The 23,357-nt window shown below is 71.0% G+C and carries 27 protein-coding genes; 17 read left to right on the top strand and 10 right to left on the bottom strand.

All coding sequences use genetic code 11. The features are described 5' to 3' along the window. Window positions 1-79 precede the first annotated feature (79 nt). The 10 genes from RWS82_RS12090 to RWS82_RS12045 all read left to right on the top strand — a co-directional run bounded on the left by RWS82_RS12090 (window position 80) and on the right by RWS82_RS12045 (window position 8,834). Window positions 80-496: a transcriptional repressor gene (locus RWS82_RS12090; protein ID WP_314650468.1), complete on the top strand. Its 417-nt coding sequence runs from the start codon at window positions 80-82 to the stop codon at window positions 494-496. Next, complete coding sequence (locus RWS82_RS12085) at window positions 493-1,521, top strand: permease (RefSeq protein WP_314650466.1); 1,029 nt, start codon at window positions 493-495, stop codon at window positions 1,519-1,521. Before RWS82_RS12090 ends, RWS82_RS12085 begins: the two co-directional genes overlap by 4 nt. After that, window positions 1,514-2,353, top strand: coding sequence for a TIGR03943 family putative permease subunit (locus tag RWS82_RS12080; RefSeq protein ID WP_314650465.1), 840 nt, complete (start codon window positions 1,514-1,516; stop codon window positions 2,351-2,353). The genes RWS82_RS12085 and RWS82_RS12080 overlap by 8 nt, the downstream gene beginning before the upstream one ends. Next, the gene (locus tag RWS82_RS12075; RefSeq protein WP_314650463.1) at window positions 2,343-4,403 is read left to right on the top strand and encodes a hypothetical protein; all 2,061 of its coding nucleotides are present in this window, start codon (window positions 2,343-2,345) and stop codon (window positions 4,401-4,403) included. The genes RWS82_RS12080 and RWS82_RS12075 overlap by 11 nt, the downstream gene beginning before the upstream one ends. Window position 4,404: 1 nt before the next feature. Then, window positions 4,405-5,097: a DNA-3-methyladenine glycosylase gene (locus tag RWS82_RS12070; protein ID WP_314650461.1), complete on the top strand. Its 693-nt coding sequence runs from the start codon at window positions 4,405-4,407 to the stop codon at window positions 5,095-5,097. Between the two features lie 126 nt (window positions 5,098-5,223). Next, window positions 5,224-5,460 carry a 50S ribosomal protein L28 gene (gene rpmB, locus RWS82_RS12065; protein WP_017203559.1) on the top strand — a complete coding sequence of 79 codons (237 nt, stop codon included), beginning with the start codon at window positions 5,224-5,226 and terminating at the stop codon, window positions 5,458-5,460. Beyond that, window positions 5,460-5,630, top strand: coding sequence for a 50S ribosomal protein L33 (gene rpmG / locus RWS82_RS12060; protein ID WP_046014935.1), 171 nt, complete (start codon window positions 5,460-5,462; stop codon window positions 5,628-5,630). The genes rpmB and rpmG overlap by 1 nt, the downstream gene beginning before the upstream one ends. A 2-nt stretch (window positions 5,631-5,632) precedes the next feature. Further along, complete coding sequence (gene rpsN, locus RWS82_RS12055; RefSeq protein ID WP_314096482.1) at window positions 5,633-5,938, top strand: 30S ribosomal protein S14; 306 nt, start codon at window positions 5,633-5,635, stop codon at window positions 5,936-5,938. 274 nt (window positions 5,939-6,212) lie between these two features. Then, window positions 6,213-6,500 carry an HU family DNA-binding protein gene (locus tag RWS82_RS12050; RefSeq protein WP_120230127.1) on the top strand — a complete coding sequence of 96 codons (288 nt, stop codon included), beginning with the start codon at window positions 6,213-6,215 and terminating at the stop codon, window positions 6,498-6,500. A 369-nt stretch (window positions 6,501-6,869) separates the two neighbouring features. Then, window positions 6,870-8,834, top strand: coding sequence for a cytochrome c oxidase assembly protein (locus tag RWS82_RS12045; protein WP_314650643.1), 1,965 nt, complete (start codon window positions 6,870-6,872; stop codon window positions 8,832-8,834). 101 nt (window positions 8,835-8,935) lie between these two features. Here the strand turns inward: RWS82_RS12045 and RWS82_RS12040 are convergent, their stop codons facing one another. Beyond that, complete coding sequence (locus tag RWS82_RS12040; RefSeq protein ID WP_314650459.1) at window positions 8,936-10,003, bottom strand: hypothetical protein; 1,068 nt, start codon at window positions 10,001-10,003, stop codon at window positions 8,936-8,938. A 119-nt stretch (window positions 10,004-10,122) separates the two neighbouring features. On the opposite strand from RWS82_RS12040, the gene RWS82_RS12035 reads away from it, so the two are divergent. Beyond that, entirely contained in the window at window positions 10,123-11,535 is a 1,413-nt protein-coding gene (locus RWS82_RS12035) for an AAA family ATPase (protein WP_314650457.1), read from the top strand. Between the two features lie 13 nt (window positions 11,536-11,548). Here RWS82_RS12035 and RWS82_RS12030 read toward each other — a convergent pair whose 3' ends face one another. Then, on the bottom strand, window positions 11,549-12,196 hold the full coding sequence (locus RWS82_RS12030) for a biliverdin-producing heme oxygenase (protein ID WP_314650455.1): 648 nt from the start codon (window positions 12,194-12,196) through the stop codon (window positions 11,549-11,551). A gap of 65 nt (window positions 12,197-12,261) precedes the next feature. After that, window positions 12,262-12,576, bottom strand: a complete 315-nt coding sequence (locus RWS82_RS12025) for a DUF2470 domain-containing protein (protein WP_314650452.1) — start codon at window positions 12,574-12,576, stop codon at window positions 12,262-12,264. 98 nt (window positions 12,577-12,674) lie between these two features. Between RWS82_RS12025 and RWS82_RS12020 the strand changes: the two genes are divergently transcribed. Then, window positions 12,675-13,958, top strand: coding sequence for a serine hydrolase domain-containing protein (locus RWS82_RS12020; RefSeq protein ID WP_314650450.1), 1,284 nt, complete (start codon window positions 12,675-12,677; stop codon window positions 13,956-13,958). A gap of 68 nt (window positions 13,959-14,026) precedes the next feature. Here the strand turns inward: RWS82_RS12020 and RWS82_RS12015 are convergent, their stop codons facing one another. Together RWS82_RS12015 and RWS82_RS12010 are read right to left on the bottom strand one after the other, a co-directional pair. Further along, on the bottom strand, window positions 14,027-14,251 hold the full coding sequence (locus tag RWS82_RS12015; protein ID WP_314650448.1) for a multidrug transporter: 225 nt from the start codon (window positions 14,249-14,251) through the stop codon (window positions 14,027-14,029). Beyond that, window positions 14,238-15,641 carry an APC family permease gene (locus RWS82_RS12010; RefSeq protein ID WP_314650446.1) on the bottom strand — a complete coding sequence of 468 codons (1,404 nt, stop codon included), beginning with the start codon at window positions 15,639-15,641 and terminating at the stop codon, window positions 14,238-14,240. Before RWS82_RS12010 ends, RWS82_RS12015 begins: the two co-directional genes overlap by 14 nt. A 316-nt stretch (window positions 15,642-15,957) precedes the next feature. On the opposite strand from RWS82_RS12010, the gene RWS82_RS12005 reads away from it, so the two are divergent. From RWS82_RS12005 to RWS82_RS11995, 3 genes are all read left to right on the top strand, one after another. Beyond that, window positions 15,958-17,439: a sigma-70 family RNA polymerase sigma factor gene (locus RWS82_RS12005; protein ID WP_314650445.1), complete on the top strand. Its 1,482-nt coding sequence runs from the start codon at window positions 15,958-15,960 to the stop codon at window positions 17,437-17,439. Window positions 17,440-17,595: 156 nt separating this feature from the next. Continuing rightward, window positions 17,596-18,006: a hypothetical protein gene (locus RWS82_RS12000; RefSeq protein WP_314650444.1), complete on the top strand. Its 411-nt coding sequence runs from the start codon at window positions 17,596-17,598 to the stop codon at window positions 18,004-18,006. Between the two features lie 5 nt (window positions 18,007-18,011). Then, window positions 18,012-18,737 carry a hypothetical protein gene (locus RWS82_RS11995; protein ID WP_314650442.1) on the top strand — a complete coding sequence of 242 codons (726 nt, stop codon included), beginning with the start codon at window positions 18,012-18,014 and terminating at the stop codon, window positions 18,735-18,737. 72 nt (window positions 18,738-18,809) lie between these two features. On the opposite strand, the gene RWS82_RS11990 is transcribed toward RWS82_RS11995, so the two are convergent. From RWS82_RS11990 to RWS82_RS11980, 3 genes are all read right to left on the bottom strand, one after another. Continuing rightward, complete coding sequence (locus RWS82_RS11990; RefSeq protein ID WP_314650440.1) at window positions 18,810-19,463, bottom strand: GntR family transcriptional regulator; 654 nt, start codon at window positions 19,461-19,463, stop codon at window positions 18,810-18,812. Between the two features lie 284 nt (window positions 19,464-19,747). Continuing rightward, on the bottom strand, window positions 19,748-20,455 hold the full coding sequence (locus RWS82_RS11985; RefSeq protein ID WP_314650439.1) for a hypothetical protein: 708 nt from the start codon (window positions 20,453-20,455) through the stop codon (window positions 19,748-19,750). A 240-nt stretch (window positions 20,456-20,695) separates the two neighbouring features. Further along, complete coding sequence (locus RWS82_RS11980; RefSeq protein ID WP_314650438.1) at window positions 20,696-21,064, bottom strand: hypothetical protein; 369 nt, start codon at window positions 21,062-21,064, stop codon at window positions 20,696-20,698. A 186-nt stretch (window positions 21,065-21,250) separates the two neighbouring features. On the opposite strand from RWS82_RS11980, the gene RWS82_RS11975 reads away from it, so the two are divergent. After that, the gene (locus RWS82_RS11975) at window positions 21,251-21,544 is read left to right on the top strand and encodes a hypothetical protein (protein WP_314650436.1); all 294 of its coding nucleotides are present in this window, start codon (window positions 21,251-21,253) and stop codon (window positions 21,542-21,544) included. A gap of 62 nt (window positions 21,545-21,606) precedes the next feature. On the opposite strand, the gene RWS82_RS11970 is transcribed toward RWS82_RS11975, so the two are convergent. Both RWS82_RS11970 and RWS82_RS11965 read right to left on the bottom strand, forming a co-directional pair. Continuing rightward, window positions 21,607-22,167, bottom strand: a complete 561-nt coding sequence (locus tag RWS82_RS11970; protein ID WP_314650434.1) for a DUF805 domain-containing protein — start codon at window positions 22,165-22,167, stop codon at window positions 21,607-21,609. A 48-nt stretch (window positions 22,168-22,215) separates the two neighbouring features. Beyond that, window positions 22,216-22,497 carry a LysR family transcriptional regulator gene (locus tag RWS82_RS11965; RefSeq protein ID WP_314650432.1) on the bottom strand — a complete coding sequence of 94 codons (282 nt, stop codon included), beginning with the start codon at window positions 22,495-22,497 and terminating at the stop codon, window positions 22,216-22,218. A gap of 157 nt (window positions 22,498-22,654) precedes the next feature. Here RWS82_RS11965 and RWS82_RS11960 point away from each other — a divergent pair, with 157 nt between their 5' ends. Next, on the top strand, window positions 22,655-23,353 hold the full coding sequence (locus RWS82_RS11960; protein ID WP_314650430.1) for a gamma-glutamyl-gamma-aminobutyrate hydrolase family protein: 699 nt from the start codon (window positions 22,655-22,657) through the stop codon (window positions 23,351-23,353). Window positions 23,354-23,357: the final 4 nt, after the last annotated feature.

Here is a 23,357-nt window from a genome sequence, read left to right as displayed (position 1 = left end):
ACTGACCCGGGGCTTTCGCTTTCTCTCTGTCCGCCGCACTCCCAGCCCTCGCTGATCCCCGCCGCCTAAGATCGTCGGTATGGCTCAGCGGAACACCTGGCAGCGCGAACGCGTGCGCGAAGCGCTCGCCGACGCCCGCGGTTTCGTGAGCGCGCAGAACCTGCACGCCACGCTGCGCGACGACAACACGGGCATCGGTCTCGCGACCGTCTACCGCGCGCTCGCCGGGCTCGCCGCCTCGGGCGACGCCGACTCGCTGCAGAGCCCCGAGGGTGAGGCGCTCTACCGCGCCTGCAGCACGCAGGGACACCATCACCACCTGATCTGCCGCAATTGCGGACTCACGGTCGAGATCGAGGCGACAGACGTCGAGCAGTGGGCGCACCGCACCGCCGCCCTGCACGGCTTCACCGATGCCGCGCACGTCGTCGACATCTTCGGGTTGTGCGCGCCGTGCACCAACAAGCGCGACGCCGAGAGGGCCGCCGCGGCGTGACTCTCCTCACGCCTCCCCGGCACACGCATCGTCCGACGCGGTCCCCCCGCTCGACATGGATCGGTGTCGGCATCGGCGCGGCGATCGTCGTCGCGCTCTTCCTCGTCGACGCCCTCCTGCCGGCGCTCTTTCCGGCGTCGCTGCCGACGCGCGCGCAGGACGGTCTGACCCTCGCGCTCAGCGTGCTCATCGAGGCGCTGCCGTTCGTGATCCTCGGCGTGCTGCTGTCGATCGTCGTGCAGGTGTGGCTGCCCTCCGACGTCATCCACCGGTGGCTGCCGAAGCGCGCCTGGGCGCGCCGCGCGGTGCTGTCGTTGCTCGGGATGCTCATCCCGGTGTGCGAGTGCGGCAACGTGCCCTTCGCCCGCGGACTCATGATGCGCGGTCTCGCGCCGGCCGAGGCCATGACCTTCCTCATCGCCGCACCGATCGTGAACCCCATCGTGATCCTCACGACCCACGCCGCGTTCGGGTGGGACGGCGGCATCCTCGTCGCGCGCCTCGTCGGCGGGTACCTGATCGCGAACCTCATCGGCTGGATCTACAGCCGCCACCCCTCGCCCGACGCCATGCTCACGCAGCGGTTCGTCGAGACCTGCGACCGGGTCACCCACGAGCACGGCACCCCGGTGAAGCGCAGCCTCACGCAGTTCCTCGTCGAGCTGCGGGCCGTCATGCCGGCGCTCGTCATCGGTTCGGCCCTCGCCGGGGCAGTGCAGGTGCTCATCCCGCGCGACCTGCTGCTGGCGATCGGCGCGAACCCGGTGCTGTCGATCGTCGCCATGATGGTGCTCGCGATGGTCGTGGCGATCTGCTCGAACGTCGACGCGTTCTTCGCCCTGTCGTTCGCCTCGACGTTCTCGTCGGGCGCGATCGTCGCCTTCCTGCTCGTCGGCCCCCTGGTCGACGTGAAGATGCTCGCACTCATGCGCACCACCTTCACCACGCGCACCCTGCTCGGCGTGGTGGGCGTGGTCATCGCCGCCGCCTTCGCCATCGGGATCGGGGTGAACGTCCTTGTCTGATCACGCATCCACCGCGCACGTCGAGGCCGCCGAGGGCGCGGCATCCGACCACCGCGACGCCGCGCGCGCCCGTCGTCGGGCCATCGCCACCCGGTGGCTCGGCATCGGCCTCGCCACCTTCGTGTCCATCGTGACTCTCGGGCTCGGTCTGACCGGACGGCTCACGCTCTACATCAGCCCCGAGTCGGTGTGGTTCGCGTGCGCCGCCGCCGTCGTCACGCTCGTCGGAGCGATCTGGTCGTGCACCCTTCCGCTCGGCGAGGAAGACGACCACGGTCACGACCACGGCACGGCCCACGAGGCGGATGCTCCGCACTCCCCGCGGCGCTCGCTCGCCGCGGCCGGGGCCATCACCGGGGGAGTGCTCGCGTCGGGCGTCGTCGTCGCCGCGCTGGTGCTGCCGCCGGCATCGCTCTCGGTCGAGCTCGCGATGTCGCGGGTCGGCGAGCAGACCACGCTCTTCGCCGGCAGCGACGACATCACGCTCGGGGTCGCCGACACATCGACCTTCGGTGTCGGGGATTGGGCCAGCGTCTTCGCGACGGCCACGAACACCGCCGCGTACGACGGCGCGACGGTCACCCTGCAGGGCTTCGTCACACCGGATGCCGTGAAAGACGGCGAGGTCAACCTCACGCGCATGGTCATCACGCACTGCGTGATCGACGCCCAGCCCGCCACCCTGCCCGTCGACGTCGACGCGAGCGCGTACGACACCGGGCAGTGGATCGAGGTCACCGGCACCGTGCGGGCGGATGCCGACGGCACGCTCACCATCGAGCCGACCGACGTCGTCGAGATCGACGAGCCGGGAGACCCGTATGAGTACTGACGACGAGCGCGCAGAGCAGCCCGCCGTCCCCGCGCGGACCCGCGCAGAACTCCGTGCGGCCCGCGAGGCGGAAGCGGCGCGGGAGGCGGAGGCGGCCCGCGAGGTGGATGCGGCGCCGTCGCCCGAGCCCGCGTCTGCGGCTGAGTCCTCGCGCTCGTCGGAGTCCGTCCTCCCGTCGCGGCCCGTGAATCAGGCGGGCGCATCCGAGCCCGTCCTCCCGACGCCGCCCGTGGATCGGGCGAGCGATTCCCCGGTCGCATCCGAGCCCGTCCGGCCGACGCGGCCCGCGGATCGTGCGGGCGCATCCGAGCCCGTCCTCCCGACGCCGCCCGCCGACCGTGCCGCCCCCGCGGACCACTCCTCCGCCCGGCCCGCGCGCCGCTCGTCGTTCGAGGCGCTCGAGGGTCCCGACCCGGCAGACGAGCGGCCGCGCTCGAAGCGACAGCGCGCCGAGCGCCCCGACCGCCCCGAGAAGGAGCGAGCCGCTCGTCCCGCCCGCGCGCCCAAGCCTCCGCGTGAGCCGAAGCCCCCGCGGCCGGCGAAGGCACCGCGGGCGCCGAAGCGCATCTCCTCCGGCGGCGCCCCGGCGGCTGCCGCATCCGCGAGCTCTCCCGCCCCCACCGACGCGACCGCATCCGCCACCCGCGCATCCGCCACCTCCGCACCCGCCGCCCCCGCCTCTCCCTCACGCCGGTTCGCCCTCGCGCTCGCGGCGGTGCTCGGCATCCTGGTGCTGGTCGGCGCGGGGTTCGGCGTCGTGAGCCTCACACAGGGTCCGCGCATCTCGTCGGTGCAGGTCGACCCCTCGCACGCGATCGACTCGTCGGGCAGTCGGGTGATCCTCACCGCCAACCAGGCGCTCGCCGCCGTCGACCCCGCGCAGGTGACCGTCGAGCCGGCCGTGCCGTTCACCGTCGACGCCGCCGGGCGGGGCATCGGCATCCGCTTCACCGTGCCGCTCGACGACGAGACCACCTACACGGTCAGCGTCGCCGATGCCGTCGGCGCGGGCGGCGGTCCGTCGAGCACCTTGACGACGAGCTTCACCACCCCGGCGTCCACCATCTTCCTGCTCAACCGCAGCGACAAGGCCGACAAGATCTTCGCGACCGACCTCACGGGCGAGAAGGCGGTGCCGGTGTTCGCGGCCGACAAGATCAACGACTTCCGCGCGACCTCGTCGCAACTCGTCGTGACGACCGAGGAGGACGACGGCTCGCACCTGCTCGTCATGGATCGAGACGGCTCGAACCAGCGCGAGCTGCCCCTGCCGGGCGAGGGGTTCGTCACCTCGGTCCAGGTGTCGGAGCGCGGCGGACTCGTCGGCTACAGCTACTCCGACCGTGAGCTCAGCGACACCGAGGGCCGCGCGAGCGTGCTGGTGACGCAGTCGCTCAACGACAAGGACTCCGACCCGCAGGTGATCGAGGTGGGCGACGCCGAGGTCAGTGTGTTCTCGTGGCAGTTCGTGCCCGACAGCGCCGCGCTGCTGTTCATCGACTTCGACGGCGCGCTCTCGCTCGTCGACCGCTCCACCGACGCCGGGGTGCAGTCGCTCGGTCTCGCGGCAAACATCCAGGGCATCAGCCGCGGCACGTACACCGCGATCGTGGAACGCCTCGACGGCTCCGTGGTCGAGCTCAACCTCGCCGACGGGTCGGAGCAGCCGCTCGCCGCATCCACCCCCGACTACGGCGTCGCTACGACGATCACGCCGTACCCCGGTGGCACGCTGCGGCACATCGTGGCCCGCGACGAGATCGGCATCCCCACGGGGCAGGCCATCATCCGGGTCGATGACGAGGGCGTCGCCACGCCGCTCGTCGAGGTGCCCGAGACCGACTCGATCCTGCAGGCGTGCGCGTCGCCGAGCGGACAGTACGCCGCCGTCGTCATTGCGCCGGACATGACCGAGAACCCGTACGACGAGATGCTGCTGCCGCTGCCCACCAGGATGGAGACGCATCTGTACGACCTGCGCTCGGGCGACGAGATGGTGGCGTTGACCGGTTTCGACCCCTCGTGGTGCCAGACGGCGCCGCGCTTCTGACATGAGCGCCGCCCTGCACCGCGCGACGCGCGACGAGCTCGCCGGACTGCCGGTCGAGGTCGCTCCGCGCCTGCTGGGCGGCGAACTGCGCACGGTACCGGCCGACGACCCGTCGTCCGAGGTGCGGCTGCGCATCACCGAGGTCGAGGCGTACCACGGGCAGGGCACGGGGCCGTTCGCCGACCCGGGCTCGCACGCGCGCATGGGGCGCACGGCCCGCAACGCGACGATGTGGGGCGAACCCGGACACCTGTACGTGTACCTCAGTCACGGCATCCACTCGTGCGTCAACGTGGTCTGCGGACCCGAGGGCGTCGCCGGGGGAGTGCTGCTGCGCGCCGGCGAGGTGGTCGGAGGGGTGGATGCCGTCGCCCGCCGTCGCGGAGTCGACTCGGCGCTTACGCCCCGGGTCGTGCGGGACCTGGCCCGCGGACCCGGTCGTCTCGGGCAGGCGGTGGGGCTGAGGCATCCGCTGCACGACGGCATCGACGCGGTGTCGGGAGCCGTGCGTCACGGTGTGCGTGCCGAGCTGTGGCTGGCGGCGCCGCTCGACGACGTCGCGACGGGCCCGCGCGTCGGCGTCGCGGGAGTAGCGGGGACGGATGCCTTCCCCTGGCGCTTCTGGGTGCCGGGCGACCCGACGGTGTCGCCGTTCCGATGGGGCCGAGGCGCGCGCGAGGCCGTGCTAGACTAGGCGATTGTCTGTGCACACTCCTGTGCGCAGTTCGCGTGCCGTCCGGCCCTGCGGGGTCAGGTGGCGTGCAGACAAGGGATCTTGGGTGGGGCCGTCCGGCCTCACGGTAATGAAGGAGTCACCATCATGGCAGCAGTGTGCCAGGTGACCGGAGCTGTTCCCGGCTTCGGTCACAACGTCTCGCACTCGCACCGCCGGACGAAGCGCCGCTTCGACCCGAACGTGCAGAAGAAGACCTATTTCGTCCCGTCGCTGGGTCGTAAGATCACGCTCAACGTGTCCGCCAAGGGCATCAAGGTGATCGACGTCCGCGGCATCGAGAACGTCGTCAAGGACCTCCAGGCGAAGGGTGTGAAGCTCTAATGGCCAAGAAGGCTCAGGACGTCCGTCCGATCATCAAGCTGCGTTCGACGGCAGGCACGGGGTACACCTACGTGACCAAGAAGAACCGTCGTAACACCCCCGACCGTCTCGTGCTCAAGAAGTACGACCCGGTGGTTCGCAAGCACGTCGAATTCCGCGAGGAGCGTTAATCATGGCGAAGAAGAGCAAGATCGCTCGCAACGAGCAGCGCAAGGTCGTCGTCGAGCGTTACGCCGAGCGTCGCGCCGAGCTGAAGAAGACCCTGGTCGACCCGAACGCGACCGACGAGGCCCGCGAGGCCGCCCGCGTCGGCCTGCAGAAGCTGCCGCGCAACGCGTCGCCGGCTCGCGTGCGTTCGCGCGACGTCATCGACGGCCGCCCCCGTGGCGTGCTCACGAAGTTCGGCATCTCGCGTGTCCGCTTCCGTGACATGGCGCACCGTGGCGAGCTGCCCGGCGTCACCAAGTCGAGCTGGTAAGACAGCACGTCTGAGAGGGGCGAGGATCTTCGGATCCTCGCCCCTTTCCGCGTCTCCGGGGTAGGTGCGCCGCCCTCATTTCGGGCGGTCGGAGGGTCCGAACCTGTGACTGGAGTGAAAAAAGTGGCCCGACACGCCCTATAAATGGCCAAAACCCGCGAAATGACGCGGAAATGAGGGTGGTCGTTGGTACATTCGAGGCGGTCACTCGACCAGGGGCACCCGCCCCGATCCACACAACGATGCGACGGAATCCTCGTCGCTGGAGGATGACATGGCTGACAAGTCCATCACGAAGACCGAGCTCGTCGCGAGCATCGCAAGCGCCACGGGCCAGAGCCAGGCCACCGTCTCGGGTGTCCTCGACGCGCTCTTCTCGTCGGTCTCCGACGCTGTTGCCAAGGGCAGCAAGGTCTCGATCCCGGGCTGGATCTCGTTCGAGCAGGTCGACACCGCCGCTCGCACCGGCCGCAACCCGCAGACTGGCGCCGAGATCAAGATCCCGGCCGGCAAGCGCGTCAAGGTGACCGCCGGCTCCAAGCTGAAGGCAGCCGTCAAGTAAGACGCTTCGCCTCGAAGGCCGCCGCCCCTCTCGGGACGGCGGCCTTCTGCATGCCTGAGGCATCCGCATCCCGCGCGCCGATGGGGTCTACTGCCCCCTTCTGTGCTCCCGTCGCACTTTCTGTCGCTCGGCCGCGCGCCAGGCGACAGAAAGTGCGACGGGAACAGAAGGGGGAGGAGGGAGGGGGCGGGGGAAGGAGGGCAGGGGGGAGGGAGGGCGGGCCGGAGAGGGTGGGGCGCGGCTTAGGCTGGAGGGGTGACCTCCCGCGCCGTGACCGACCGACCGGGCGCGGCGACCCGACCGCGCGCCACCACTGGACCGCGCGCGAGCACCCGACCGGGCCCCGGCGCCCCGTCACCGGCGTACCGGCTGGCGGGCCTCGCGATCCTCGGGGGCGCGGCCATCGTCGGCGTCGTCGTGGCGCTCGTCGTGGGCGGTGGCGCCCAGCCCCTGCTGCTGCAGGATCCGGGTCCATTCGTGATGTGGGCCACCCCGATCGCGAAGCTCGTCATGAACATCGCGGCGGCCGCCATGCTGGGCTCGCTCGTGATGGCGCTGTTCGCGCTCAAGAGCGGTGAGAAGCCGTTCGACACGGCCCTGAACGTCGCATCGATCGGCGCGGCCGTGTTCACCGTGTCCGCCGGCTTCACGGCATTCCTGACCTTCATGGCCGCGTTCAACCCTCAACTCAGCATCGAGCGGGAGTTCGGCACGCAGCTCGGCCGCTACCTGCTCGAGACGGCGCTGGGTCAGTCCTGGCTCATCACGACGATCTTCGGTTCGATCATCACTGTGCTGGCCTTCGCTTGGCGCAGCTGGACCCCCACCCTCATTACCGCGATCCTCGCTGCGGCATCGTTCCTGCCGCTGGCGACCCAGGGCCACTCCGGCGACCTCGCGGGTCACACGACGGCGGTCAACTCGATCCTCCTGCACACGATCGGCGCCGCGGTCTGGCTCGGCGGTCTGCTCATGCTCGTGATCCTGCGCCGGCGCGCGGGCATCGACGACGCCGAGCTGGTGCGCCGCTACTCGTCGCTCGCCATCGCCGCCTTTGTCGTGGTCGCCGTCTCGGGCATCGCCCGCTCGGTCGTGGCCCTCGGCGACCCGAGCCAGCTGTGGACCCCGTACGGGGCGATCCTGCTCGCCAAGGCCGTGCTGCTCACCGCGATGGGACTGCTCGGCGCGTGGTACCGCGCCCGACTCATTCCGCGGCTCGAGGGTGAACGGGCATCCGGCTGGTTCTGGATGCTCGTGCTGGGCGAACTCGCGCTGATGGGTCTCGCGTCGGGCGCCGCAGCGGCGCTCGCCCGCACGCCTCCGCCGACGGGCGAGGAAGCGGCCTTCGCGCAGACCCCCGCCGAGGTGCTGACGCGCTCGGCCGTGCCTCCCGAGTTCACGCTCGATCGCTGGTTCACCGCCTGGGACATCGACATCCTGTGGCTGGTCGCCGCACTCTTCGGTCTGTTCCTCTACCTGGCGGGGGCGCTGCGCCTGCGACGCCGGGGCGACCGTTGGCCGATCCACCGCACGATCTTCTGGTCGCTCGGCATGCTGATGCTGATCTGGGTGACGTGCGGTCCGATCAACGCCTACCAGGAGTACCTGTTCAGCGTGCACATGCTGGGCCACATGATGCTGTCGATGGCGATCCCGCTGCTGCTCGTCTCGGGAGCCCCGGTCACCCTCGCGCTGCGCGCCATCCACAAGCGCGACGACGGCACGCGGGGCGGGCGGGAGTGGATCCTCTGGGCGGTGCACTCGCCGTTCTCGCGCGTGGTGACGCATCCGTTCGTCGCTGCCGCGATCTTCATCGTGTCGCTGTGGGCGTTCTACTTCACCGACCTCGTGCGGTGGTCGATGTTCGAGCACCTCGGGCACGAGTGGATGGTCATCCACTTCCTCATCTCGGGGTACCTCTTCGTGCTGAGCCTGATCGGGGCCGACCCGGTGCCGTATCGCCTGCCGTATGCCGGGCGCCTCATCACCCTCATCGCGGTCATGGCGATGCACGCGTTCTTCGGCGTCGCGATCATGATGCAGGAGGGGCTGATGGTCGCCGACTGGTTCGGCTCCATGGGCCGCACGTGGGGCGTCGACCCGATGGCGGATCAGTACATCGGCGGCGGTGTGGCGTGGTCGATCGGCGAGATCCCCACGCTGATCCTCGCGATCACCGTGGCGATCCAGTGGAGCCGCAGCGACACCAAGCTCCAGAAGCGCCGCGATCGGCACGCCGACCGCACCGGAGACGCCGAGCTCGAGGACTACAACGCGAAGCTCGCGGCACTCGCCGACCGCGATCGGCGCCACGAGGCCGCCGGGCGGTCCTGAGAACCGGCGCCGCATCCGCTCGCCGCATCCGCTCGCCGCATCCGCTCGCCGCGCCCTCCCGCCGCGCCGCAGGCGACGCACCGCGCCTCCCGAGCGACCGCTCAGTCGGCTGCGAGGTCGGGGGAGCTCACCCGGATCGACGCCGTGCCGTCGGCGAGGATGACGATGCTGCCGTCGACGCGGAACGGCACGTCCTCGGACACCTTCTGGATGGAGCCGTCGAACAGGGAGCGGATCTCGACCTCGACGTGGGCGACGCCGTCGGCCGGGGGGATCGCCCAGTCGCCGCCGTCGGGCACCACGGTGACCGTGGGCTGGGTCGTGATCGACCAGGTCGGCAGGGTGGCGATGCGGTTCTGCACCTTCATGCCGAAGGGGCAGGCGGTGGGCTGCAGCACCTCCTGGGTCGTGCAGGCGGTGAGGAAGTCCTCGACCTGCTCCTGCACGACGTCGACGAACTCCTCGGTGGGTTCGGTCTGCACCTCGAGGGGCGTGGTGGCGAGCGGGGTGTCGGCGAGCACGCCCGTGCCCTCGGCCGTCGAGATCGGGGTGTCGACGGTGACGGAATAGACCCCCGGGGTGAATACGAGCAGGGGGAGCGGATCGAGGTCGGCCGCGGCGGTGCCGGCGACAGACACCTGGGCGCGCTGCATCTCGAAGCCGTTCACGGCGAACCGGTCGGCACCGCGCAGCGTGAGGTCGACGACCGCGAGCGGGCTGCGCTGGAAACGCCAGCGCGGGGCGACGCCCTCCCAGCCGTCCTGTTCCACGGTGAAGGTGGTGCGTCCCGGGTGGCCGGCCGCCTCGTACGAGACGGTGACCTCGGTGACGCCGTCGTGCTCCTTCTCGGACTCGACCTTCACGCGCGTCAGCGGAGCGAGCGCCGCCTGACGAAGCAGGGCCTCGGATGCGGTCGGGGTGATGCCGGCGTCGGCGAGGATCTCGCGGTCGACGGCCACGCCCGGAACGCGCAGCGCGTCGGCGGCGCGGCCGGAGGACAGCAGGTCGAGGTAGCGCGTGACGAACGCGGACGGACCATAGAAGTCCTTGTAGACGATCGCGCCCCCGGCGCCGAGCGCGGCCAGGAGCAGCACGCCGACGAGTGCGAGCAGCGACAGATCGGCGGCGAGACTCGAGCGCCGCGGCACCCTCGTGTCCACCCCGTTCATGAGGCAAGTCTAGAAGCGACGCCTGGAGGAGGGCCGAGCGACAGCGCGCCCGTCGCGGTGCTCCACGGACACGTAGCATGGTGGGGCGCCCCGCATCCCTCGTTCCCTCTGTGAGACCCGTGTCCCTTCCCGCTCTGTCCGAAGAACAGCAGGAGCTGTTCGACCTGATCGAGCACACCGACGAGCATGTCTTCATCACCGGCCGTGCGGGCACCGGCAAGTCGACCCTGCTGCAGCACTTCGCGTGGAACACCGAGAAGCAGATCGCGATCTGCGCCCCGACGGGCGTCGCCGCGCTGAACGTCGAGGGTCAGACGATCCACTCGCTCTTCCGGCTGCCGATCGGTCTGATCGGCGACGCCGACATCGACCAGAACGACGCCACCCGCCGCATCCTGAACGCCATCGAGACGCTCGTCATCGACGAGGTCTCGATGGTCAACGCCGACCTCATGGATGCGATGGACCGCGCGCTTCGTCAGGCCCGCGGGCGCCGGGGCGAACCGTTCGGCGGCGTGCAGGTCGTGATGTTCGGCGACCCGTACCAGCTCGCGCCGGTGCCGCCGCGGGGCGACGAGGCGCGCTACGTGAAGGACCACTACCGGTCGTTCTGGTTCTTCGACGCGAAGGTGTGGTCGGGGCCGTGGACGGGCGGGCCGGAGGGCGCGGACGACGCGGCGCCGGGTGACGGTGCGCTGTTCGAGGTGGATGCCCGTGCCGAGCTGCACGTGCGCGAGCTCGTGCACATCCATCGGCAGTCCGACGACGGGTTCAAGGCGATGCTCAACGCGGTGCGGTACGGCCGGGTGACGGCCGAGATCGCCGGAGTGCTGAACGCGCAGGGCGCCCGCACGCCCCCCGACCCCGAGCCGGGCGAGGTGCCGATGATCACCCTCGCCACCCGCAACGACATCGTGAACGGCATCAACAGCCGGCATCTGGCCGCCCTCGCGGGCAAGGAGCAGATCGCCCACGCCGAGATCAACGGCGAGTTCGGGCGCGGCGAGGCATCGCTGCCGGCCGAGACCGAGCTGCGCCTCAAGGTCGGGGCGCAGGTGATGTTCCTGCGCAACGACACCTCGATGTCGGGCGAGCCGCCGCGGTGGGTGAACGGCACGATCGGCACGGTCACGCGCATCCTGGGCGGGTCGGTCCGCGTCGACATCGATGGCGAGGAGGTCGACGTCGAGCCGGCCGTCTGGGAACGGTTCCGCTACGCCTACGACCCGCACACCAAGAAGCTGAGTCGCGACGTGGTCGCCGAGTTCACGCAGTTCCCGCTGCGGCTGGCGTGGGCCGTCACGATCCACAAGTCGCAGGGCAAGACCTACGACCAGGCCATCATCGATCTCGGCTCCGGTGCGTTCGCGCCCGGGCAGACGTACGTCGCGCTGAGCCGTCTGACGACCCTCGACGGTCTCTACCTGTCGCGGCCGTTGCGGCCGAGCGACATCCGCGTCGACGAGGATGTCCGCCGCTTCATGCGCGAGGCGTGGCTCGCCCGCACGACCCCCGAGCTGCCCACGGCCTGAGCCGCGCGCCCGGTCAGGCCGCGAGGCGCGCCCGGTCGAGGTCTTCGAAGAGCTCGGTGTTGAAGCGGTAGGCGAGCAGCACCTCGTCGATCACGCGCTCGCGCTCGGCGTCGTCCCACGGGGCGGCGTCGAGCTGCTCGCGGTACACGTTCTTGAAGGCCGAGGGGTCGGCGATGTCGTCGAAGAGATAGAACCCGATGCCGTTGGTCTCGAAGCCGAAGCGGCGGGCCATGACGCGGCCGATGAAGATGCCGCCGGAGAGGTCGCCGAGGTAGCGCGTGTAGTGGTGGGCGACGAACCCGCCCACCCAGGTCGCGCCGACCTCGCGGATGCGCTCGACGTAGCGGCGCGTGGTCGGAAGCGGAGAGATGCGCTCTCGCCAGTCGGCGCCCAGGAGGAACTCGAGGTCGGCCTCGAGCGCGGGGAGGCGGGTGAGCTTGTCGCTGAGGAAGACGGCCGCGACCGGGTCGTGACGCATGCGGTCGCCCGCACCCTCGAGAGCCTCGTAGATGAAGTAGTGCTGGGCGACGAGGGCGATGTAGTCCTCGCGCGAACCCTCTCCCTTGAGGAGGTCGGACATGAAGCCGGCGTGCTCGCTGCGGGAGTGCGATCCGGACGAGCGCTCGCGCAGGGCGGCGGAGAAGGAGAGGATCTCGGGCATGCCCCCAGTGTAAGGGCAGCCTTACCTATGACGGAACCCGCAATCTGCGCATCCGGCGCGACCGATCACGCGTGCGGGCGCGGCTCCACGCCGAGTCGCGCGCACGCGGCGTCGTACAGCGCGACGATCTCGCGACGCACCTCGGGGCGCTCGGTGATCGGTCCGCCCGGCCACGGCACCACGAGGTCGGCATCCGTCCCGCCGCGCGTGACGCGCCAGGTCCCGCCGTCGCCGTCGAACCCGGTCATGACGGCATCCGTCACCTCCGCATCGGCAGGCGCCGAGAACGCGCGGGCGATGAGGAGGTTGTCGTCGGTGTGGTCGTCGTTCATGTGGTGGAGAACGGCGGCGGTCACGGTGGCATCGAAGGTATGGGGCACCCCCTCACCCTAGAACGGCGCATCGGCGACGGCGTCGGTGCGGACTTTCAGCCGGGGCGTTCTAGACTCGGGAGACACAGTCCCCGGGGGTCCCCTTCATGCAGCTTCTCTCGTCGCGCCGCTGGCGCGCCGTCACGGCCGGAGCCGTCGTGCTCGGTCTCGCGCTCACCGGATGCGCCGCCGAGGAGTCCTTCTCCTACGAGGCGCCCGCCCAGGTCGACGGGGCGCTCCCCGACGACATGGTCACCCAGATGACGGATGCGGTGAACAACGCGATCGCCGTATCAGGCTCGACCGGTGCCGTCGTGGGCGTCTGGGCCCCGTGGAGCGGTCAGTGGGTGACCGGTGTGGGAACCCAGAAGCCGAACGGCGAGGGTGCGGCGGTCGACACCGACATGGCATTCCGCATCGGCGACGTCACGCGACTCATGACGTGCGACGTGCTCTACGCCCTCGCCGACGAGGGCACCGTCGAGCTCGACGCGCCCGTTCCCGACTACGTCTCCGGTGTCGCCGACCTCGAGGGCGTCACGCTGCTCGACCTGTGCAACGGCACGGCCGGCATCGGGTCGTCCGAGCCGCGGGTGTCGGCCGAGTGGCTCAACACCCCCGAGCGCAAGTGGGTGCCGCTCGAACTGGCGGGCTACGGCCTCGCTGCCGCCCGCACGCCCGTCGGCGCGTACCGCGAGTCCGACGCCGGCTACCTGCTGCTCGGCCTCGCGCTCGAGCGCGCCTCCGGCCTCTCGGCATCCGAGCTGATCTCGACCTACGTCACCCAGCCGCTCGGTCTGGCCTCGACCTCGCTCCCGGGCCCGGAGGCGGCGGCGCCCTCGAGCGGCGCGGTGCTCGACGGCCACTACCTCACCCCCGTCGAGGGCGGCTACAACTGCGCGGCCCCCGTCGACATCACCACCATGTCGTCGAGCTCGGGTTTCACCGACTCCGGCGCGGTCTCGACGATCGAGAACCTCGGCCGGTACGTGCAGGCCGAGGCCTCGCAGGCGCTGCGCACCGAGGAGGAGCCGGCGCGCTTCGGCACCCCGCTCCCGGTCTCGGCCGAGGCGCCCTCCTGGTACCAGGCCACCGGCGGCGGCTACCTCGTCGGATCGATGATCGGGCAGCACGGCTGGACCCCCGGCTACGCGACGGCCGCGTACTCCGACCCGCAGTCCGGGTTCACCGTCGCCGTGGTGCTCAACAACTCCACCGCCGGCGCGGGCGTCGTGCAGTCGCTCGCCTGGGAGCTCGCGGCGATCGCCTCGAAGGCCCCCGCGGCCGAGGGGCAGACCGCCCCCGAGTTCGGCCTGCCCTTCACCGCCGAGCAGTACCACCAGGCCGTCATCGACTCGGGTCTCGCGTGCGTCGCACCGCCCGCGGAATGACCACCGCATGAACGAGGAGGGCCCCTGCCGATCGGCAGGGGCCCTCCTCGTCTGTCACGCTGTCGCGGTCACTCGCCGTCGGCGTCGGGCATCCCCGGTCCGGGCCCCGGACGCACCTCGGCGTCGTCGCGGATGTCGACGCGGGTGTTGCCGTCGTGCTCGCTCACGTCGATGCGCGGTGCGGCATCCTCCTCGGTCGCGTCCGGCGCCGAGGTGAGCTGGTCGTGACGGTTCTCTTCGAATGACGGGTCCTCGTCGAACGACTCGGCGTCGCGGGTCTCATCGGGTCTCATGGGGGTCCTCCTCGGTGTCGGAACGGGGGGTGGTCGTGGGGGTGGTCGCGGACGTGGCGGTCTCGGACGAGCCGGTCGAACGGCGACGTGCGAGACGCGTGATCAGGAACAGCACGGCGCCGACCGCGAGCAGGATCGCGCCGAACAGCCACACCTCGGCGGGCTGCTGCGTGAAGAGCAGGATGCACGAAAGGATGCCGAGCACGGGCACGAATGTCCACACGCGGAAGTGATCGTGCTCGACCTTGTCGCGTCGCAGAACGAGCACCGACACGTTGGCGCTCAGGAAGACGACGAGCAGCAGCAGCACGACGGTGCTGGCGAGCAGAGCGAGGTCGCCCACGAGGGTGAGACCCATCGCCACCAGGGTCGTCACGAGGATCGCGACCCAGGGCGTCTTTCGCTTCGGCAGCACCCGCGACAGCACACCGGGGAGCAGCTTCTGCTCGGCCATGCCGTAGGTGAGGCGGCTGACCATGATCATCGTCAGCAGCGCGCCGTTGGCGACGGCGATGAGCGCGATGAGGCTGAAGAGCCACGACGGGATGCTCGCGCCGGTCGCCTCGACGACGGCGAGCAGCGGGCCGGACGATTCCTGCAGCTCCGACGCCGGGAGCGCCACGGAGCTCGCGACGCCGACCAGCACGTACACGACGCCGGCGGTCAGGAGCGAGGCGAACAGGGCGCGGGGGTAGGTGCGGCGGGGATCCTTGACCTCTTCGATCATGTTCGCCGAGGTCTCGAAGCCGACGAACGAGTAGTAGGCGATGACGGCGCCGGCGAGCACGGCGAGGGCGACCGGCGTGCCCTCCGGGGTCTCGACGACGCGCGAGAAGTCGCCGCCTCCGCCGCCCACGAAGAAGGCGACGACCACGATCACGATCACGAGACCGCTCAGCTCGATCGCGGTCATGACGAGGTTGGCGCCGAGCGACTCTCGGATGCCCCGCGCGTTCAGCAGTGCCACGATCGCGAGGAAGGCGATGGCGACCGGGGTCGTCGGCAGGTCGATGAACGTCGAGAGGTAGTCGCCGGCGAACGCGATCGACAGGCCGGCGGCGCTGACGACTCCGGCGGCGAGCATGCAGAACCCGACGAGGAACGAGACGAGCGGACTGCGGAACGCGCGCTCGGCGAAGACGGCCGCCCCGCCCGCGCGGGGGTACTTCGTGACGAGTTCGGCGTACGAGCCGGCGGTGAGGAGCGCGAGCAGCAGGGCGACGACGAGCGGTGCCCAGAGCATCCCGCCGACCTCTTCGGACAGCACGCCCATGAGCGCGTAGATGCCGGCGCCGAGCACGTCGCCGAGGATGAACGCGAACAGGAGCGGGCCGGTCACGGCCTTGCGCAAGCGGGTGGGATTCTCCGCCGCGGGAGCTTCGGTGGTCATTTTCCGCACCTTAGGGCGCGAGGCCTCGCCCCTCGACGGGGTTGACACCGCCGGGCGCCGCACGCAACCGGCTCGGCCCGCCGTCCCGCCCGGCGGCGTCTCCGACCGATTCGCGGTCGTCATCCGTCTTGCAGATGGCGACCGTGTTCCGGTCACCACATACCCGCCGAAGCAATTCGTCCTCACTTATCCACAGTTCCGCCCTGAACTGCGGCGTACCCGCTCCACCCGTCGTCTCACGGGTGTATCGTGTCGGCTCAAGAGTCAGCACGACCCGTCGTGCTGCCCGCCACCCGGCGACCCGACGAGGACCGTGATGACCGATGCACTCTCTCCGGATGCGGCTGACGCCCGCAGCCTCCGACGTGTGCCCGGCGACGGCGACGCCGCTCCGCCCGACACGGTGATCGACGGCTCCTCTGACGACCTCAGCGCCGAGGGCCTCGCCACCGACGACCTCGCCCCCGACGTCCTGGCGGCGCTCGTCGCCCGAGCCGCGGCCGGCGACCGCGACGCCGCGGGGGAGTACTTCGCCCGCATGCTCCCCTCGCTCACCCTGACGGCACGCCGTATCGCCGGCATCTCGCACGACGCAGACGACCTGCTCGGCGACGCCGTGCTCGTCGTCCTCGCTAAGTGGCTCGACGGCACCGGCCCCACCGAGAACGTGCCGGCGTACATCGCGCAGATCATGCGCAACCGCATCCGCGACGACTTCCGCTCCCCGCGCTCCCGCGTGGCGGCGCTCGAGAACGTCGACGAACCGGCCTCGACCGCCGACCCCCGCATCCGTGAGCTCGAGATCGGATCGGAGTTGGCGATCGTGCGCCGCGCCCTCGCGGAGCTGCCGACCGATCAGCAGCGCGTGCTGGTCGCGACGGTGCTCGAGGGGCGCAAGCCCCGCGACCTCGAGGAGCACATGGCGCGACCGGCGTCGGCCATCTACTCGCTCACCCGCCGGGCGAAGGGCAATCTCCGCCGCACGACGCTGCGACTCCTGCTCGAAGACGGCGCACGCCCGGCGTGCGTCGAGGCCGCTCAACTGCTGCCCGAGACGGTCGGCGACACCCTCGAGCAGACCCGCAGCAGTCGTGCGACCGATCACTATCGCGGATGCCCCTATTGCCGCCGTTCGTGGAAGCGGTTCGCGGGGCTCGCGACGCTCGGCATGCTGCCGGTCGCCGCGGGGATCGCCCTGGCCGGTCCCGCCGATCAGGCCTCGGCCTCCGTCGGCGGCGGTGCCGACGCCGGGGGTGGTGCAGGAGCGGACCCCGGGGGCGGGGCGGGGGTCGACCCCGCGGCGGCCGCGGGCGTCGGGGCGCCGACGCATGGCGGGGCCGGTCGTTCGTGGCACGACTGGGCCCGCACCGCGGCGATGCTGACAGCGGCGGGCACCGCGCTCGTGCTGGTGACGATCCTCACGGTGACGTTCACCACGAAGACCTGGTTCTTCGCCGCGGCGCCTCCGGGCACACTCGACGTATCGGCGGTCGCGGTCGACACGCGCACCGCCGAGTTCGACATGGCACTCTCCGTCGAGGAGGGCTCGTGGACCGTCGGCACGCTGCGCATCGACCTGACGGCCGACGTCGAGAACGTCGATCCACCCGACGGGTGGACATGCCTGGTGCAAGCGGGTGATGCCGTCTGCACCACTTCACTGGACTCTCCACGAGGGGGGTCGTTCGACGTCACGCATGTCGAAGGGCAGGGGGTCGCGTACGAGTTCACCGTCGACGGGCGAGCCGAGAGCGGGGCGACGTTGAACGGGCGTTCCGTGGGCGTGATCGGCGGCTGACGGCCGCCACCCGCACCGCTCCGGGTAGCGCACCCGGGGTCTCGAGATGACGCCGAGGGCAATCTCCGCATCGCCCGACTGATTCCTGCACCGCACCCGTCTTCTATATGTGGGAAATCTCCCACTCGACCCTCCCCAGTCGTCAACGACGGGGCCGTGGCCTTCACCGACGAGAACCCCGCGGTGTTCGCCGACGACCTGTCGGACGTTCTCGACGACGGCGCGTACAACGCCGACGCAACCAACGGTGCGACCTACGACGACCCGGTTCTCGTCTGGGCCGGACCGCTCGACGTCGGCGAGACGACGACCGTCACCTACAGCGTCACCATCGACGATCGGGTGACCGGCGACCGTCAACTCGAGAACGCCGTGCTCCCGGGAGCGGGCGGCGACTGCCGGCCGGTCTGCGCGGTGACCACCGTCGTCGAGGTGCCGAGTCGATCGTGGCTCGCCGTCACGGGACTGGACGGCGCGCCGTTGGCGGCCCTGCTCGGCGTCGCGGCGCTCGCCTCGATCGCCGGACTGGTGCTGCTGCTCGGCCGACGCCACCGCACGAAGGAGTGAGGATCATGCACGGGAGGACGACGGATGCGGTGGGCGGCCGCGGGATGAGCCGCCCACCGAGGGGAACGAGCGGCTGGTGGACCGCAGGCGGGTGGATGGTCGCCGGTCTGGGCGTGATCGCAGGAACGCTGGTCGTGCTGCTGATGGGTGCCCTGGGCGCGAGTGCGTCGGGCGCCACCGCCACGGAGACCCCCGATGTCGAGGTCGCCCTCGTCAGCGATTCGGATGCTCTGGCCGACGGCGACGACCTCGTCTATACGGCGGTCGTGACCAACCGGGGAGCCGCGTTGCAGGCGAAGGTCGTGCTGACCCCGCCGTCGTACATCACGCTGGGCACCCTCGATCGCGGGGGCGTGCTCGACCAGGGGGCGGCGGTATGGACGCTCCCGCTCGCGGCGGGCGAATCGACGACCATCGAGGTGCCCGCAACCGTCGGCGAGATCCCCGATGGCGAGCGGCGGGCCACAGCGCTGATCAGCCTGTACGTCGATGGCGCCCCGGCGCCCGTGGTGCGATCGGCGTCGGCCGACGCGATCGCGGGCGTCGACGACCGGCAGGCCGTGGCGGCCGCACCCGAGCTGATCCCGTTGCCGATGGTCGCCGGGCTGGCCGTCGCGCTCGCCGCCGGGCTCGTGGCCGTGGTCGCGCTCACGCGGCGCCGTGCAGTAGTGCGCTCGAACGAGCACCGCACCGCGGTCGGTGGACCGGGTTCGGTGGGCGGGTCGGCGTGACGAACTCTCCGGAATCGGGGACGCGTTGCGCCGCGAAGCCGGAGGCATTCCGCCCCGAAGCGGGCGGCGTGGTCAGCGGATGCCGAAGATCGAACGAACGGCCGCTTCGGCGGCCGCCCCGTCACGGACGGCGAGTGCTTCGGCGACGGCGCGACTGCCCGAGCGGGCCGCCTCGATCTCGGTCGTCGAGTAGGTGAGTCGCCGCAGTGCGCGCAGCAGGGAGTACTGCCGTTCGGTGATCTCGGCGAAGAGGATGGGGCTGCCTGCACGGGCGGAGAAGAACAGCAGCAGATCGAGCGCACGGGTGGCGGCGGCGGCCGGGTCGCCGAGGGCTTCGAGCAGCGCGTCGATGCGCTCGATCGCGGTGTCGGCGTCGGCCGACGACAGGCGCGGCACGGCCTGCCGCGCGGCGATGCCGCCGCAGTAGCCTGCCCATCGGCGGCAGTCCTCGGCGTTCTGGCGGGTCAGCGGCGTCACGCGCGTGCGCCGGGAGGGGAGCACCTCGACGAGACCGATCTGCTGCAGCTGCAGAATGGCCTCGCGCACCGGGGTGCGGGAGATGCCCATCTGCTCGGCCAGCTCGCGGTCGCGCAGCAGCTCGCCGTCGGCGATCGCACCCGAGGCGATGGCGGTGCCGAGCTCGGTGAACGCATCGTCGCCGAGGAACCGTCGCACGCGGCGGAACTCGGAGCCGTCGAAGATCTCCTGCCGGGGGACCGATGCCACTCCGGGTCGCGGGTCGGCGGGGGCCAGGTCGTCCTGGTCGCGATCTCCCGGACGGCGCCCTCCGCGCGGGCGGACTCGGACTTCATCGAACATCAACGTCATGGCTCACCAATCCACTCGCAAGGGAGAAGGGGGCGGCGCACCACACTCCGCCCCCTTCACGCGACGAGTTCCTCCTGGAACCGACGCGCTGATGAGGGAACCGACTCCCCCTCACGAGAGATGACGAGCGAGCATCCGATTTCTGTCGCCCGTCCGCGGAATTTCTCGACGCGGGTGAGAAATCAGTTCTTGATGGCGAGCACGCGGTACTTGCCGGTCGTGCCGGGAACCGGCGGGATGACGATGGCGTGCTCGTTCTTGCCCTGCGCCGGGGCGACCGTGATCTCGGGCGGGAGACCCTGCGACACCGCGGCGCCGCTCGCACCCGTGAGCACCCCCGCCTTCACGGCGGCCGCGGCGAACGCCTTCGCCGCCTTCTTGTCGAGCCCCGAGATCGAGGTCTGGAACTGCAGCGCGATCGCGTCGAACGTCTCATCGGGCATGCTCGGGTGCGAGATGAGCACGGTGTCGACCTCGGCGTTGCCGTTCTTGACCTTCAACCCGGTGTAGCGCTGCTTGCCCACCCATCCGCGCGAGCGGAAGTCGTCGTAGAGGGCGGCCCCCGCCTTCTTGCGCGTGGTCAGGTGCACGATGAGCAGGATGATGCCGAGGGGCACGAGCACGATCGGCGCATAGACGTAGACGTAGTGCCACGCCTGGCCGCGACCGCTCGAGAACTCGAGCGCGTCGGCCTGGAAGAACAGTCGGAAGATGAGCCACCAGCGCCACTCGGTGGCCGAGCCGATCTGCAGCAGGTTGATGACCAGGCCCGCCACACCGAGCACCAGGCTGGTGATGCCGATGCTGAAGGCCTTGCCGCGGGCGTTGACGGCCTGCGCGAAGCCCTCCGGGGTGGACAGTTGCTGTTGCACGGTGGCGGTTGTCGTCATGCGCCCGAGCATAATGGCACGCCGAGAGCCCGCGCCGGAGGCATGACCGGCCGCCCGATCGGGGAACGGTGGTCGACATCTGCAGACGACGATGCCGACCACCGGAGGTGGGCGACACCCCCATGCCGCCCACCATGTGGCCCCGATATTCCCGGATCGGGGCGCGGATGCTCGAGACCGAGACTCGGCATCCATATCTATTGACGCGGAGGGGGCGAGAATCTGACGCCCCTCGGTTCCTCAGGCGACCGCGAGTTCGATCTGCCGCTGCAGCTGTGCGAGCGCGGCGGCGTTCTTCTCGGCGTCCGCGGTGTCGACCGGGGTGCCGGGAACGACGTCCAGGGAGATCTCCACCTCGCATCCGCGACGCATCGGCACGATCGTCACGCCGACCTCCCGCTCCCAGTGCCAGATGGTTTGCGGCATGCGGAAGAGCAGCCGCCGACGCTCCTCGTCGGCCTGCAGGTCGGTGCCGCCCCCCTCGTCGGCGAGACGTTCGACGGTCGCGGCGGCGACGTCGGCCCCGACTGGGAGCGTGAAGCGCGTGAAGGCGACCGATGTCGGCCTGAGCAGTGCCTCGCGTGCACGCATCCGTCTCGTCTCGTCCATGGTCGGCCCCTCCCGCGCCGCGTCGATCGCTGCGCCCCCGCAGAGGAGACGTGCTCGAGGGCGGAATCTCGCGCGCGGGGGTGAGATTGGCCGTCGGGCCGACGGATCCGCGCCCTCCGGTCGTCAGAGAAGAGGAGGCGTGCGGCGCCTCAGCGCGGGGTTCGCGAGTCGGGGAGGTGCGCGGTGATGAAGGGTGAGCGGGGCGTGTCGGCGTTGCAGGGTGTGGTCTTCCTGCTGGTGGGCGCGGGCGTCGCGGCGTCGACCGAACGCGGAGGGGTGACCGGCGTGGTCGTGGCGGTGCTGATGCTCGCGGCGTCGGTGCACGGGTTCGCGTCCGCGGTGATGCTCGGCCGACGCGACGAGAGCGAGCTCGCGCCGCCCGGTGGCCGCCGTTTCCCGGGGCTGACCGCCTTCGCCCCGCCGCCGCACGACGACGACCTTCCGTCCGGACGGGAGACGAGCGGGGCCCCGGCGCAGTGACCCGCGACCGTCGGTGATGCCGCGCCGCACGCGGCGTCAGGCGGGTTGCTCAGGCGGGCCGGTCAGGTGGGGATGTCGAAGCGCCGCGCTTCGCGCTTGGTGGGTTGCAGCATGAGCACCGCGAGGAACAGCGGACCGACGGCCGGAAGCAGCGACGTGAAGAACCAGGGGCCGGCGAGACCCGCGTCGTGCAGCCGTCGCCAGATCAGGGCGAGCGTCGGCACGACCAGCGCCACGAAGAGGAGGCCGCTGACCGCCAGAGCGGGTGGAAGGAGCGCGGCGGCGGTGGGGTCGTCGAGGAGCGGCGGCTGCGCGTACCCGACGACGTGGCCCGAGCCCACCGAGACAGGGGACTGGTGTGCGAAGGAGTACGCCAGCCCGCTCGCGAGACCCGCCGTCGCCAGCGCATTCGGCACGAGCGTGACGAGGAAGAGGAACAGGGCGACCCACCAGAACTCGCTCTTCGATGCGCGACCCCGGAACGTCGCGTACTTGCGGAAGAAGCGGGAGACCGCCTGTCCGAACGAGGCGCGGGAGAGCGGGGCGAGCAGGGGAGCGGATGCGGTGGCCATGGTCTCCTCGGTTGTCGTCGCGGAGGCATCCGCCCCCTCAGTCTCGCGCACGAGGACAGCCGTGTCTCGCGTCCGAGGACGGCGGCGGGGGAGAAGGCGTCAGTCGACGGATGCCCGATCGAGGGCGTAGTCGTGCATGTCGAGGCGCACCGACTCGACCTCGTCGAGAATGCGGCGGGCGCGCAACTGCAGGTGCCGCCCCGCGGGGGTGAGCGAGACGCGGCGGGTGCTGCGCTCGAAGAGGCGCGTGCCGATCTCCTGCTCCAGGCGTCCGACCTGCACGCTCAGCGGCGGCTGCGACATGTGCAGGCGGCGGGCGGCGCGGCCGAAGTGGAGCTCGTCCGCGACGGCCAGGAAGTAACGCAGTTGACGAAGCTCCATGCCGCCACGGTACGAGCCGGGTGTTTCGCGGCCGTTACACGGGGGTTGCGGCCTCGACCGCGCCGGGCGGGCCCCTCGGCCGCACCCGGAAGTGCCGTCACGGTCGCTCCGGGACCGCCGTAACGACGTGGAAATACGCCGTGCGTATCGTGCCCTCATGGTGCTCCACCCCCACGTCGCGCTCTTCCACGTGCGCTCCCGTCGTCCGTCGGCGGTGGGGTACCAGGCGCTCCTCGACACGCTCAACGCCTCGGCGGTCGCCGCCGTCGAGGGGCTCGGGTGGTCGGCATCGCTGCACGCCGCGGCCGAGGACCCGGAGGGCGACCTGCGTCGGGCCTCCGCCGAGGCCGACGTCGTGGTGATCCTCGGGGGCGACGACATCGAGCCGGGGCTGTACGGGCAGGACGACCGCCGGCCCCGTCGCACGGGCTACGAACGCCGCGCCGACCGGATGCAGATCGCGGTGATCATGGATGCGGTGCGCGCCGGCCGCCCTCTGCTCGGGGTGTGCCGGGGGCACCAGCTGTTGAACGTCGCGCTCGGGGGTACGCTGCGGCAGCACGTCGAGGGGCACCGTGCCGCGGCGGGAGACCCGTACGTCGTGACGCCCCTCGACCTGGACGCCGTCGCGCCCGGTCTCGCGCCCCCGGCGCTGTGCACGCACCATCAGGCGGTCGACGAACTGGGCGCCGGCCTGCGCGCTCTGATTCGCGCCGACGACGGCGTCATCGAGGCGATCGCGCACGAGCAGCTGCCGTTGCTCGGGGTGCAGTGGCATCCGGAGCATCCGTCGACCGCCCCGACCCAGCTCGCCGCCCTGCTGCGCGCCGTGCACGAGCGCGAGCTCGTCGGCTGAGGCG

This window comes from uncultured Microbacterium sp. (assembly GCF_963528945.1).
In the GTDB taxonomy this organism is placed as follows: domain Bacteria; phylum Actinomycetota; class Actinomycetes; order Actinomycetales; family Microbacteriaceae; genus Microbacterium.
Note: the sequence above shows the minus strand (reverse complement) of the source record. Positions and strands in the feature narration are given on the sequence as shown.

Bases quoted from the DNA above. Each gene is read 5' to 3' on its own strand.
- RWS82_RS11960 (WP_314650430.1), top strand. From the start codon at position 22,655: ATGGTGCTCCACCCCCACGTCGCGCTCTTCCACGTGCGCTCCCGTCGT.
- RWS82_RS11980 (WP_314650438.1), bottom strand. From the start codon at position 21,064: ATGGACGAGACGAGACGGATGCGTGCACGCGAGGCACTGCTCAGGCCG.
- RWS82_RS12005 (WP_314650445.1), top strand. From the start codon at position 15,958: ATGACCGATGCACTCTCTCCGGATGCGGCTGACGCCCGCAGCCTCCGA.
- rpmG (WP_046014935.1), top strand. From the start codon at position 5,460: ATGGCCAAGAAGGCTCAGGACGTCCGTCCGATCATCAAGCTGCGTTCG.
- rpmB (WP_017203559.1), top strand. From the start codon at position 5,224: ATGGCAGCAGTGTGCCAGGTGACCGGAGCTGTTCCCGGCTTCGGTCAC.
- RWS82_RS12040 (WP_314650459.1), bottom strand. From the start codon at position 10,003: ATGAACGGGGTGGACACGAGGGTGCCGCGGCGCTCGAGTCTCGCCGCC.
- RWS82_RS12050 (WP_120230127.1), top strand. From the start codon at position 6,213: ATGGCTGACAAGTCCATCACGAAGACCGAGCTCGTCGCGAGCATCGCA.
- rpsN (WP_314096482.1), top strand. From the start codon at position 5,633: ATGGCGAAGAAGAGCAAGATCGCTCGCAACGAGCAGCGCAAGGTCGTC.
- RWS82_RS12075 (WP_314650463.1), top strand. From the start codon at position 2,343: ATGAGTACTGACGACGAGCGCGCAGAGCAGCCCGCCGTCCCCGCGCGG.
- RWS82_RS12015 (WP_314650448.1), bottom strand. From the start codon at position 14,251: ATGAGACCCGATGAGACCCGCGACGCCGAGTCGTTCGACGAGGACCCG.
- RWS82_RS12030 (WP_314650455.1), bottom strand. From the start codon at position 12,196: ATGCCCGAGATCCTCTCCTTCTCCGCCGCCCTGCGCGAGCGCTCGTCC.
- RWS82_RS12070 (WP_314650461.1), top strand. From the start codon at position 4,405: ATGAGCGCCGCCCTGCACCGCGCGACGCGCGACGAGCTCGCCGGACTG.
- RWS82_RS12020 (WP_314650450.1), top strand. From the start codon at position 12,675: ATGCAGCTTCTCTCGTCGCGCCGCTGGCGCGCCGTCACGGCCGGAGCC.
- RWS82_RS11975 (WP_314650436.1), top strand. From the start codon at position 21,251: ATGAAGGGTGAGCGGGGCGTGTCGGCGTTGCAGGGTGTGGTCTTCCTG.
- RWS82_RS12090 (WP_314650468.1), top strand. From the start codon at position 80: ATGGCTCAGCGGAACACCTGGCAGCGCGAACGCGTGCGCGAAGCGCTC.
- RWS82_RS12010 (WP_314650446.1), bottom strand. From the start codon at position 15,641: ATGACCACCGAAGCTCCCGCGGCGGAGAATCCCACCCGCTTGCGCAAG.
- RWS82_RS11985 (WP_314650439.1), bottom strand. From the start codon at position 20,455: ATGACGACAACCGCCACCGTGCAACAGCAACTGTCCACCCCGGAGGGC.
- RWS82_RS11965 (WP_314650432.1), bottom strand. From the start codon at position 22,497: ATGGAGCTTCGTCAACTGCGTTACTTCCTGGCCGTCGCGGACGAGCTC.
- RWS82_RS11995 (WP_314650442.1), top strand. From the start codon at position 18,012: ATGCACGGGAGGACGACGGATGCGGTGGGCGGCCGCGGGATGAGCCGC.